Genomic DNA, 11,740 nt, shown 5'->3' with positions numbered 1-11,740 from the left:
TCACTCATATTTTATCATTTGTGAGTATTCTTGTCTTTTATTTTTCTATATTATAAGCATTTATTGGTGCGAAAGTTGAGTTATTAATATTATATGTATTTAATGAAATAATTTTTAAATAAATAAGAAAACAGATAATAATAATCATATGTTTATCGAAATAAAAAATATGAAATATCATAGTATATGGAAAAAGTTAAAACCAAGAAATAATGAAACTATTAATATGGAGACATTTGACTCTTATATAGCTAAAAAAAGAAATTTTTTACACAATTGGCCAGAATCAGCGATTGAACAATTAATTTATAGGCATTTTAGACAAGCACCTGAAATTTTAAAAGGCAAAAACCCAAATGATTTTCATTTCACTGAAATTCAATTATCATCAGAAAGAATATATAAAACAATATCTTTCAATAATGGAGAATGGATTGATTCAATTGGTTCTAAAATTATAAAAACACACGATAATCTCAAAACAGGGTTGATGAAATATATGTTAGATAATGGAACATGGCCAACGGAAATAATTGTAAAGAAAATAGATGATAATTCATATTCTATTTTTGAAGGTCACAAACGACTTGCATATTTAAAATATTTAACAAAGATAGATTATTCAAAATTGCAGAAATATCATGATCTTTTTGTTTTATATGAAAATTAAAATGTTGCATAACCTTATGCTTTCACTAGAGTTTTGTAATAGAATATTTGGATGTTGTATGAAAGGAAGCAAAGAAGTAAAATATGAAACCAGGCAGGAAAAATATGGTACCGATTAAATTAAATTGATATGTGATAAACCTATTTCAGGTATTGATGAGGAGATTTTTCATTAATTCCATTAATTACCTTCCATTAACGGAATTGAAAGATAATAGAAAATTTTCTGCCTATAACGAGTAATATGTCTCTTCGCTTTTTTTAGCTAATAGTAGCCTTCAGCCGGCTTTTATATTCGCGGGGTTATGAACAAAATCTTAATTCATGGAAAGATGATGTTGATATGAATAAATATTATAATATCGGAAAAGATTTATTAGGATTATGTGAAACACCAAAGACTTTAATTGATGGTATCTCTAATGCATCTAAATTAGATATTACTACCATCGCACTTGAATTAATTTGTTTCAGATATTTTTGTATTGATATTAGCATTTTTAGGCTTAATTTAGAACAAAAAGTTATATCATTATTACGTGATGGCTTTAGTGAATGCTTTTTTGATAATATAGAAAAATTATATCCTAATTTTAGCTCTAAATTCCTCGAGAATAGAATAAATAAATATACTAAGGTGATAAAAAAATATTTAGAAAGGCCCACTGAAATTTATATACATCTTGGACGAGCTTTCTCTGAATATTGTGGAATGAATGATCTAAAAGTCGAAATGATGATTGGTCTATATTATCATTCAATATTTACATCAATTGTTGGATATTTTAAAAAAACTAAATTGTATCCTTGATTTTGGGTTAACTCAAATAAAAAACTTAAATTAGTTACCACCCCCCCCTCTCACTCCCTCTACCCGGCCGGCCCCATGTCCTTAAGCATGGTGAAGATGACTTCCTGCGCGCGGATCTTTCGTCCCGCCGTGTTTTCCCGTATCCTGTTTTCGAAATGGCTGTTCAGTATCCTCGCCTTTGTGTTGTCCGACCACTGGATGTCGAGATATTTCCTCAATTCGTACTGGATCGATTTGTCGTAGATAGGGCAGGTCACCTCGACCCGTCCGTCGAGGTTCCGCGCCATGAGGTCCGCGGAGGAGATGAAATATTTCTCGTCCCCGCCGTTGTGGAAAATGAATATCCGGGAATGTTCGAGAAACTTGTCGACGATGCTGATCGCCTCGATGTTGTCGCTCACCCCCGGAACGCCGGGAACGAGTGAAACCATGCTCCGGACGATGATCTTTATCTTCACCCCCGCCCCGGAGGCGTCATAGAGCGCCCGGATAATTTCCGTGTCCACCAGGTTGTTCAGCTTGAAAAAGATCGATGCCTCCTCGCCCTTTTGCGCGTTTTTCGTCTCCTTCGCGATGAGTTTGAGGATCTTCTTTCTCGTTGAAAAAGGCGAGACGATGAGGTGGCTGTATTCGGTGACCTTGTAGGTGTGTTCGAAAAACTCGAATATGCTGTCGACTTCACCGGTAAGCCGCTTGTCCACGGTAAAGAGGCAATGATCGGAATAGATGCGGGCCGTGTCCTCATTGAAATTGCCCGTCCCGATGATTGCGTACCGCGTCAGCCGCTGCCTGACGGCCCGCGTGATGAGGCATATTTTCGAATGCACCTTGAGGCCGGGGATGCCGTACAGCACCTTCGCCCCCTCACTCTGGAGTTTGTTCGCCCAGTTGACGTTCGCTTCCTCGTCGAACCGCGCCTGAAGCTCCAGAACGACCATGACGGATTTCCCGTTTTTCACCGCGTTGATGAGTGCGTTGATCACGCTCGAGTTCCGCGCGACCCGGTACAGCGTGATCTTGATCGAGCGGACGCCCGGGTCGATCGACGCCTCCCTGAGCAGATCGATGATGTAGTGAAACGAGTGATAGGGAAAGTGAAGGAGGATATCCCGCTGGTGAATCGTATCGAGGAGTATTTTATTCTGCACTACGTCCTTTTGCATGAGGACGGGAAACGAGGCGTATTTGAACCGTTCCTCATTGAAATCGGGAAACTCGATAAAATCCTTGAAATTATGATACCGGGCGCCCGCGATGAGGGTGTCGTTTTTCGTCAGATGAAGTTTCTTCATCAAAAACTGAAGGAGATCTTCGGAAATGGACGCGTCGTAGATAAACCGGACCGGATTTCCCTCGCGCCGCTGTTTGAGGCTTTTGACGACTTTCTTGATGATACTCTGGGACAGATCGTCCTCGATGTCGAGTTCGGCGTCGCGGGTGAGTTTTATCGTGTAGGCCTCGATCGTGTCGAACCTGAATATGGAAAAAATCTCTTCCAGCCCGAACCGTATGACATCGTCGAGGAGGATAATGTACCGGTTGCCATTTTTCTGGGGAAGGAGAAGAAAACGGGAAATATTGTCCGAGGGAACTTCGATGAGGGCGTATTTGGGTTTTTTCAAGCCGTCTTTCCGGGAAAGACGGACGGCCAGGTAGATGGATTTGTCTTTCAAATCGGGAAAGCGTTCGACCTGGTCGATCATGATCGGGATCAGTTTCGGCCGGACGATTTTCCGGAAATAATCCCGCACATACGTTCCCTGTTCGCGGGTGAGTTCCCCTTCGTTGATGATATATATTTTTTCTTCCGCGAGTTCATCGAGAATCAGGTTATAGGTACGGTTGAATGCCTCCTGCTGGTTCAGGACGATACGCTCTATCTTCTCGAGAATGGCCCTGGGATTACGGCCGAAAATTTTTTTTGCCTTTTTCCCCAGATTGGAAAGACGTTTGAGGGTGGCCACCCGTATCCTGAAAAACTCGTCGAGATTGGACGAAAAAATGCCCAGAAATTTGATCCGTTCGATGAGGGGAACCTCCGGATTTGCCGCTTCCTGCAACACCCGTTCATTGAACGACAGCCAGCTTATTTCTTTGGGTACGAAACGTTCGTTTTCCATATTCATTGTCCCGCCGGCCGGACTTTCCTCCTTCGTGCATATCCGGTACGTCCCGATTATACTATGCGGTATGTAAAAAGAAAAGTCCTGCGGGCGTCTAATCCTTTCTCTGAACCGGGTTTTCCGATGCGGCGATATCGATTCTCGTCTCTTCTTTTGGTCCGGGCTTCTCATGCTGCGCGGATTTGTTTTTCTTAGCCCCGGCTTTTCTTACGGATTTGATAAAGCCGCGGGCGATCTCGTAGGCCCACATCCTGATAGAGGGCGTTTTCTTTATTGCAACATCCGTGTCATAGGATTTCAGCAGGTCCGCGATCCGTTCCTCGAGTTTTTCCGCGACTTCCTTTGTCCGGGCGCGGTAATATCTCGCGAGACGTTTCGGATATTCGAAAAACGACACCTTACCGGTTCCGTTCGCACATTTTTTCCACTCATTTATATTGAACGTGACGACCAGCGTGGCGCATTTGGGCAGTTTTTCCGTGAAGCCCTTTGCGAGAACGTGCGCGAACCCGGTAATGGAAGGATCGTGACCAAAGACGATCACCGAACCGGTCTTGTTATCGAGGCTTTTGATCATATCGAGAAACGACTGTGAGGAAATGTCGTTGTAAAGTTCATCTTTGAGCATGATCTTTTTGACCGGATACCCGAATTCCTTCGCGTACACCTGCGCGGTCTCCAGGGCCCGGTTCGCGGGACTCGATATAAAGAGATCGGGCACCGGAATTTCCCGCTTTCTCAGTTTTTTACTCATTTTTTCCGCCTGCCGCCTCCCCTTTTTTTGAAGCGACCGGACGAAATCCGGAAGCCCTTCTTCCCTTTCCACCGCCAGGGCGTGCCGCACAAGGATTACCTGTTTCATTAACCTGTTCCCCCTTTTTTTAACTATATCATCAAACCGGGATAATTGCCGGACGATAATTTCCGTAAAAAAGAAACCTGCCGCCGGAATAAACGGACACGTTCACTCTTGTTATGAAAATAATGTAATTGGTTTTTCTCCCTGAATCAATAGATTATCCGGAATTCATCCGGTGAAAACCGATAATTTCAGCGGAGAAAAAACATCAGGATTCGACAATGAAAAATATCGTGTGAAGTCCGCCTGCTATTCCCTCTATCGCCTTGACGATCCCCCCGGCGAGTCCTCCGGCAAAGGCTTTATCGACGATATCGTTTTCGATGAGGTAATCACGCAGCCAGTTTACCGCCTTTTCAGAGGCGTCTTCGGCTTCGTCCGTGGAAGGCAATGCCACGACAGTGCCCGTGACGACAACCGCCTGTCCCGTCCCGTATTGCTTGTCCGAAAAGACGACGGCATTTCCCGTCCGGTCTTCAAGACTGATTATCGAGAGTCCGGCAAACGGGACAGTGATCACGTTCACGACATTTCCCGCAACGGTCACCTCCCTGCCCGCGAAATCTTCCGGATTATCTCTGATCGCCCCGATGGCCGTACTGCATCCGCCCGCCAGAACGAGAACGACAAAAACCCCGGTTGAGATGAACATCGTTCTTCCTTTCATGAAACCTCCCCCGACATATGTCGTACGACATATGTCGTAAATTATATTTACCCGGCCGCCTGTACAGCGTCGTCAGATTACTTTCCCTTCCTTACGCTTCCTTTCAGGGTATCGGGCACGTACATGATGCTTTTCGGTTCGATCGCATACGCCCGCCTGAAATCATCGACCGCCTTCCCCGTCTGATTCCGCTGGAAAAAGGTCATCCCCCGATAGATGAGCGCCATCACGTGATTCCCGTCGAGCAGAAGCACTCCGGTAAAATCCTCTTCGGCCCTTTCGTATTCATTCATCGCAAAAAAAACCGCGCCGCGAAGATACGGGAACTCCGCATTATCCGGTTCGAGACCGATTGCGGCCGTAAAATCCCGAACCGCTTTATCATATCGTTCGAGCAGGAGGTTCAACTCGCCCCTGTTTTTATAACATGTCGCGCAAAAGGGATTCAGGGAAATCGCCTCGGCGTGATCGCTGAAAGCATCTTCATAGCGGTGCAGCGAGGCAAAGGTATTTCCCCTGTTGTTATAGATGACGGCCAGCCCCGGCGCATACGATGCGGCCCTGTCGAAATAGCCCAACGCGGCCTGATAATCGAATGTGTGGAAGGCAAAAAGCCCGAGCGCATTATAATACACACCGGCAATCTCCCGTGCCCCCATCGCTTTAAAATACATCCCGCCCGGAAACTTCTTCCCGCCCCCGCTGTAGCGCTTTCTGATATCGTCATCCGAAAGCACTTCCCCGGTGGTAATATCGAAGTCGAATGCATTCCGCCCGTCCTTCCAGCGGAGAATAAAGCGGTTGGGTATCCGCACCGGATAAAGGGGCCACGAGAGTTCTTCGGCGACGGCGAGAAAAACAAACATTCCCGTATCGTGGTCGTACCGGTGGCCGGGAAGCGAAAGCGAGACGAGGTTTATCGATTTCTCCTCCCTGTATCGCAGCCCGAAGTCGTCATCGAGCATTCGAAGCGTCTGCGCAAGGGCCGCCCGGGGGTCGTCCGCGGTCCCGGACAACGTTCGGGCGGCCTTGACGAGTCCGCCTAAAATCGAACAGGTTTCCTTTATATCCGATGCTTCCACGAACGTCGATTCGAGGTAGAGAAGGGGGATGATATCGTTTCCGGCCGAAAGTCCGCTGTCCGAGGCCGATACGGCCATATCGGAAAAACCGCGGGGAACCGTGATACCCGTTTCCCCGAGTACGTCCTCGATTGTTTCGTTCGATCCCCCTTTCCCGACCGAAAGGCATGAGGTAATCGTGAATACAAGGATGAATGACGGTATGAGTATCCGAAGGATCGTCCCGGCGTTTGTCTTTATCACATCGACCTCCCGTATGCAATACACATGGTACAGAAAAATACTCAAGAATGCAAGCAACGGCAAACCGGGATCCTTCCTTGAACGGTTTCCGGTACGGCCGGGGAAATACCGCTGCGACAGTGGGAAATAAAAAACCGGAATCTCGATAAAAACGGAATAAAGGTGTCCCATAACATATTGACTCAGTTTGTGCAATTCTATATCCTTTTTACATATTTACGCGTTGCTTTACATGACCGTGCCGAAAAACAAAAAACCGGTTCACCGATTTCGGAAAAAGAGCCGTATCGGTAAAGCATCCGGGCAGGAGGGGATTTTTTCTGCGTGAAAATTCCCCCCAAATGATGTGTTACCGGGATATGTGGCTTAGTCGCAGGTAACAGGAAGAAGATATTGTGAAAACTCACGACATCAATATCATTTTGGTTGAAGACAATCCGGGCGATGCGCGCCTAATCAAGGAAGCTCTTTCCGAAAGCGAAAAAATCGGCGCCACCATCGAACACGTCGTCCGCATGAGCGAACTGATCGACCGGTTCAAAGAGCGTACCTTCGATCTTATTATCCTCGATCTGACGCTTCCGGATGCAACGGGGCTCGAAACGGTCCGCCGGACGAATTCGCTCGCCCCTGAAACACCGATCGTTGTCCTCTCCGGACTCACCGACGAAGAACTGGCGATAAAGGCCGTCCAGGAAGGCGCGCAGGATTACCTCGTCAAAGGCCAGGCGGACAGCCGTGTACTGGAGAGGGTCATTCTCTACGCACTCGAAAGAAACCAGGCGCGCATCAGGATCGGCGCTTTGAGGGACGAACTCCAGCGGGCCCTGCTTGAAATCGATGAAGAGCTTGAAATTTCGGCGAACATTCAGCGGCGGATCATTCAGCAGAATATACCGGATAAATGGGCGAAGAGAACGAGCGTGTATTATGCCTTTGCCAAAAAGATCGGCGGAGACCTCTTCGATATAATTCCGATCAATGACCTGACAACCGCCTTTGTTATCGCGGACGGCAGCGGGCACAACGTGCACGCGGCTTTTCTCTCCATTATGTTCAAGCTGTCGTTGCGCCACCAGGTGTTTTCATCGAAGGGGCCGGCGGAACTCATCGAAGGCATCAACACAGAACTGCAGCCCTATTTTCTCGAGAATATGTTCTTTACCTCCTTTGCCGCCTGGGTCGACGAACAATCGAACAGACTCGTCTACTCGACGGCGGGACATCCCGCGCAGTACCTCCTTTCACCCAAACGGGATAAAATCTTCAGACTCAAGAACGACGGTATTCCCCTCTGCATCAACCTCAATACCGAATATGAAGTTTCGTCAGTTTCCATTGAAAAGGGGGACAAACTCGTCCTCTTTACCGACGGCATCTATGCATGGCTGGATGACTGCGGCGAACGTTTTTGCGAACAGAGTCTTGTCGGGATATTGAGGGAACATATGGCATTGAAACCCGAAGCATTGAAACAAAAAATAATTAAAAACAAGGAATCCGTCGAAGGAGAGATAATCGGCGATTATTCGGATTGCATCGACGATGCCATCCTCATCGTTGCGGAATTATAGGATCCGCCATGCAACCTGTCGTCGAAAAAAGGGAGCGGGACGAATCGGTCTATTACACAATCCGGTGGTCCAGGTTGACGAAAGTCGACAAATACACGATCGCCTCCGCCGTGCCCGCGGTCGGCGGCATTTTCGAACTCTACTATGAGGATGTAAAAAAGAAACTCAACCTCTTTTTCGTTTCAAAGGCATGGTTCGGTGGGCTCAGAAACCAGATCAGGAAACAGACCGATCCCGAACTCGAAGACGACCCTTACAGAAAGAACATTCTCAACACCTATCCCTGTTACTATCGTTACACCATGCTCGAATCCTCATCCGATATGGCGGATATCCTCTTCTTTTTCGCACAAACGTATTTTCCACACAAAATGAAGGCCGAAGATTCGGGAAGGTACGAACAGATTTTCATCAAGGAATTATCCGACGACAAGATCGTCACGATTTAGCCCGTTTCTTCTAAAAGAGATTCCCCCGGTTGAGCATGAATCCGGGGTCGAAGGCGCGTTTTACTTCCTTCATTTCATCGATTCCCTTCACTCCGTACATCAGAAGCAGAAGGTCCCGTTTCAACTTTCCGGTTCCGTGTTCGGCGGCGATCGTCCCGCCCATACGGCATACGCGTTCCGCCCATGTTCTGTAAAGCATCCTGCCTTTATCGTATTCCGCTTTGCCGCGGGGAAGGATATTGACGTGAAAATGGTTGTTGCCGATATGCCCGAATATGACGTAATCGAGGGATTCTCTCAGGAGATCGGTTCGATAGAGGGAGTATACTTCGTCAAGCCGTTCGTCCGGAACCGCCATATCGGTACCGAGTTTCGTTATGGAAGGATCCGCTTTTCTCAGGCCGTCGATATGGAGGTTGACCGCTTCAGGCACCGCATGCCTGAAAGCAACGAGGGGTTCCATCTCACGGGCGTTTGTCGCGATCCACGTCTCGTCTTCGCTTCCGCCGTGCGCGGTGATGGTTTCCGACAATGCCATGACCGCCTCGCCGACCTCGTCTTCCGTCCGGCCTTGGTATTCGATATACACCGCGCTTCCCGACCCTTCCGGAACCGTCCGGATGGATGAAAAAGCGGGATTGCATGATTTCTGTTCCATAAGAAGACGCAGGGCGTTGCCGTCGAAAAACTCTATCGCCTGAGGTTTCATCCCTTGCATCCGGCCCTCCCCTTCCCGGTGTGTGTCGCCCCTGACCGACCGCACGACATCGAGTGCGGCGGCTTCATCCGGAAGAAAAACGGTAAGCCCCCACACATGGGGCGGTCTGGGCACGAGCCGGATGAACATCCCAGCGACAACGCAGAGGGTTCCTTCGGAACCGATAATGAGATCGATGAGATCCATGTCACGGCCGGTGTAATAACCGGCCGCGTTTTTTATTGCGGGCATGGTATAAGAAGGGAGTTCCCCCGATACCACCAGGCCGTTGTCGCATGAAAAGGAAAACCGGCGCCCCAGCACCAGGCCGTCACCGCGCCGGAGACTCGCGGTCGAACCGTCCGGGAGGACCACCGTCAATCCTTCGACATACCGCCTCGTTCCCCCGTAGAAAAACGAACAGGCGCCTTTCGCATCGCAGGCGACCATCCCGCCGAGTGAGGCCGAGGGTTCCGTCGGGTCGGGCGGGAAAAAGTAAGGGACATCATTTTTCAGACGTTCGAGCGCTTCGTGCGATTCTTTGTCCCATGACGCTGTTGAAAAGCTTTTGGTGAGTATCGTTTCCCTGAGTTCGGCAAGGGTGAGGCCCGGTTCGACACCGAGGAGGTAATTCCGGTTGTTTTCATCGAATCGAAGCGAGTATATCCTTTTCATTCCGGAAAGGTTCATGATATGGCCGCCTTGCGGAACCGCTCCCCCCGCAATGCCGGTACGCGCCCCCTGGACCGTGACGGGCGTCCCCTCTTTTTTCATCGTCTCGAGTACAGCGGCGATCTCTTCTCCGGTCTCGGGAAAGGAAATGGAGGACGCCTCTCCGTGCAGCCTCGATTCATCTCGCAGATATTCCGCTATGTGTTCCCGTCGATGGTCGATAAGAGACATTTTTTTCTCCCGTTACTCTTCGAAGTGCATTCGATACCGCCCCGACAAGCATCGAGGCCGGCTCATTCCCCTTTATCCGTTCGAAAGGGTCTTGCGGGAAGCCCTTCCCTGTTGAAAAGGCCGGGGGACGCCGTACCGCTCCACGCATAACGGACCGCTGCCGGATGTTCAACCCCGACGCCTCTCACGATGACCGTATCCCCCTCGATGACCGCTTCCGCGGGCACGAACGACATGTCCGGTCCCGCGATGGTAAACGCCGAAAGGGGCTTCCCGTCCACGGAAACGAGGCCGCTCCCCGTATGATCGAAATGAATCACCGCGGTACCGCCCGATATCGTCATTTCCCTGAAGACCGGTCCGGAACTCACCAATCCGGTTTTCCCGTAGAGATGCTTCATCGCAAGAAGGGCAAGGCGTTCTCCCACTTCCCGCTTTCTCGAGGGGTGAATGTCTTTCAGTTCCCCCACATCGACCGTTACCGCCATTGCCGTATTCTCGACCGCAAGACACGCTTCCTGTGCCTCCCACATCCGGGGGAGGATTCCCTCATTCCCGTAATCATAGGGAGGAAGCTGGACATAGTAGAACGGAACGTTTCCCTGGCCGAAGACGCTTCGCCAGCCGGCAATGAGTGCTTTCAGCTTGTCCGAATAGATCATCCCGTCACCGACATTCGATTCACCCTGGTACCAGAGAAACCCCCTCAGGGCGAGCGGAACGACGGGCGCGATCATGGCATTGTAGAGTGTTTCCGGTTTGAGGCGGGCATATTCATAAATACCTTCAAAAGGATGCTTTGCATCGCCGTTTTTTTTCTTTTCTTCGTCGTACGCTTTGTCAGCCGCGACAAGCTCGTCGAAATAACGGGAAAGCGCGGGTGTTGACTTCAACGCTTCTTCGGGAATCCATGGTTCAATGGCGCTTCCCGAATACGCCGAAACGATAAGCCCGACGGGGATCCGAAGCTCGTTATACAGTTTCCTCCCGAAGGTATATGCCACTGCGGAAAACCCCTTCCAGCCCAGGGAAACGACATTGTCACGATTGCTTTCCACCCAGATGGAGGAAACAGTTTCCCGGGGAAATGGACTTGCGTTCTCCGGAATCAGGAAAAGTCTGACCGCCGGGTAGTCGGTATCCCTGAGTTCGTTTCTCCGGTCCGCGATACCGGACATTCCCATGGCCATATTGGACTGCCCGGAACAAAACCAGATCTCTCCCACGAGGACATTCCCGAACCTTCTGCCCAGCTCCCCGTTTCCTTCGATGGAGTCTCCTTCCGCAGGAAGATAGTCGACGGTCATTTCCCCCGGATCAAAAGAAACGTCGATGGGATCGAGGGTCACACGCCACTTCCCGTTCTCATCCGCTAGCGCTTTTTTTTCCTGCCCCGCGAACGTGACGAGAACGGTCTTTCCCGCCTGAGCGGTACCCCAGACAGGAACCGGTTTCCCCGCCTGCACGACCATATTGTTGCTGAACAGGGAGGCGGGCGAGATATTCTGCGTGATGATGTTTCCGCTTTTTACAGAAAGGCAGCCGGTGAGACCGACAAGGACGGCGGCGGCCGTTATTGCGAATAACGTCAATGGATAATGAATAAACGGTTTATCACCGTATAAAAAACGCATGTGTTTTCTCCTTGCCGCGTTTGATTGGA

At 49.3% G+C, this 11,740-nt stretch carries 10 protein-coding genes; 4 read left to right on the top strand and 6 right to left on the bottom strand.

Annotated elements, in window-relative coordinates; genetic code table 11:
* Nucleotides 1–226: 226 nt before the first annotated feature.
* Both JW881_13310 and JW881_13305 read left to right on the top strand, forming a co-directional pair.
* The gene (locus JW881_13310) at nucleotides 227–670 is read left to right on the top strand and encodes a hypothetical protein (protein ID MBN1698487.1); all 444 of its coding nucleotides are present in this window, start codon (nucleotides 227–229) and stop codon (nucleotides 668–670) included.
* A 342-nt stretch (nucleotides 671–1,012) separates the two neighbouring features.
* Complete coding sequence (locus JW881_13305) at nucleotides 1,013–1,480, top strand: hypothetical protein (protein MBN1698486.1); 468 nt, start codon at nucleotides 1,013–1,015, stop codon at nucleotides 1,478–1,480.
* Nucleotides 1,481–1,539: 59 nt separating this feature from the next.
* Here the strand turns inward: JW881_13305 and ppk1 are convergent, their stop codons facing one another.
* From ppk1 to JW881_13285, 4 genes are all read right to left on the bottom strand, one after another.
* Nucleotides 1,540–3,600, bottom strand: coding sequence for a polyphosphate kinase 1 (ppk1, locus tag JW881_13300; GenBank protein ID MBN1698485.1), 2,061 nt, complete (start codon nucleotides 3,598–3,600; stop codon nucleotides 1,540–1,542).
* Between the two features lie 97 nt (nucleotides 3,601–3,697).
* On the bottom strand, nucleotides 3,698–4,465 hold the full coding sequence (locus JW881_13295; GenBank protein ID MBN1698484.1) for a histidine phosphatase family protein: 768 nt from the start codon (nucleotides 4,463–4,465) through the stop codon (nucleotides 3,698–3,700).
* Nucleotides 4,466–4,670: 205 nt separating this feature from the next.
* A complete protein-coding gene (locus tag JW881_13290) occupies nucleotides 4,671–5,129 on the bottom strand; it encodes a hypothetical protein (protein ID MBN1698483.1) in 459 nt (152 codons plus the stop codon).
* A 77-nt stretch (nucleotides 5,130–5,206) separates the two neighbouring features.
* Entirely contained in the window at nucleotides 5,207–6,649 is a 1,443-nt protein-coding gene (locus JW881_13285; GenBank protein ID MBN1698482.1) for a tetratricopeptide repeat protein, read from the bottom strand.
* Nucleotides 6,650–6,849: 200 nt separating this feature from the next.
* Between JW881_13285 and JW881_13280 the strand changes: the two genes are divergently transcribed.
* Nucleotides 6,850–8,028 (top strand): SpoIIE family protein phosphatase, encoded by a 1,179-nt coding sequence (locus JW881_13280; GenBank protein ID MBN1698481.1) that lies wholly within the window; start codon nucleotides 6,850–6,852, stop codon nucleotides 8,026–8,028.
* A gap of 8 nt (nucleotides 8,029–8,036) precedes the next feature.
* Nucleotides 8,037–8,477: a hypothetical protein gene (locus JW881_13275; GenBank protein MBN1698480.1), complete on the top strand. Its 441-nt coding sequence runs from the start codon at nucleotides 8,037–8,039 to the stop codon at nucleotides 8,475–8,477.
* A 10-nt stretch (nucleotides 8,478–8,487) separates the two neighbouring features.
* Here JW881_13275 and JW881_13270 read toward each other — a convergent pair whose 3' ends face one another.
* Together JW881_13270 and JW881_13265 are read right to left on the bottom strand one after the other, a co-directional pair.
* Complete coding sequence (locus JW881_13270) at nucleotides 8,488–10,077, bottom strand: FAD-binding oxidoreductase (protein ID MBN1698479.1); 1,590 nt, start codon at nucleotides 10,075–10,077, stop codon at nucleotides 8,488–8,490.
* Between the two features lie 62 nt (nucleotides 10,078–10,139).
* Nucleotides 10,140–11,711, bottom strand: a complete 1,572-nt coding sequence (locus tag JW881_13265) for a sialate O-acetylesterase (protein MBN1698478.1) — start codon at nucleotides 11,709–11,711, stop codon at nucleotides 10,140–10,142.
* Between the last annotated feature and the right edge of the window lie 29 nt (nucleotides 11,712–11,740).

The organism is Spirochaetales bacterium (assembly GCA_016930085.1).
Taxonomy (GTDB): Bacteria; Spirochaetota; Spirochaetia; order SZUA-6; family JAFGRV01; genus JAFGHO01.
Note: the sequence above shows the minus strand (reverse complement) of the source record. Positions and strands in the feature narration are given on the sequence as shown.

Coding starts and splice junctions, on each gene's coding strand:
- JW881_13295 (MBN1698484.1), bottom strand. CDS start 4,465: ATGAAACAGGTAATCCTTGTGCGGCACGCCCTGGCGGTGGAAAGGGAA.
- ppk1 (MBN1698485.1), bottom strand. CDS start 3,600: ATGGAAAACGAACGTTTCGTACCCAAAGAAATAAGCTGGCTGTCGTTC.
- JW881_13290 (MBN1698483.1), bottom strand. CDS start 5,129: ATGAAAGGAAGAACGATGTTCATCTCAACCGGGGTTTTTGTCGTTCTC.
- JW881_13265 (MBN1698478.1), bottom strand. CDS start 11,711: ATGCGTTTTTTATACGGTGATAAACCGTTTATTCATTATCCATTGACG.
- JW881_13270 (MBN1698479.1), bottom strand. CDS start 10,077: ATGTCTCTTATCGACCATCGACGGGAACACATAGCGGAATATCTGCGA.
- JW881_13305 (MBN1698486.1), top strand. CDS start 1,013: ATGAATAAATATTATAATATCGGAAAAGATTTATTAGGATTATGTGAA.
- JW881_13310 (MBN1698487.1), top strand. CDS start 227: ATGGAGACATTTGACTCTTATATAGCTAAAAAAAGAAATTTTTTACAC.
- JW881_13275 (MBN1698480.1), top strand. CDS start 8,037: ATGCAACCTGTCGTCGAAAAAAGGGAGCGGGACGAATCGGTCTATTAC.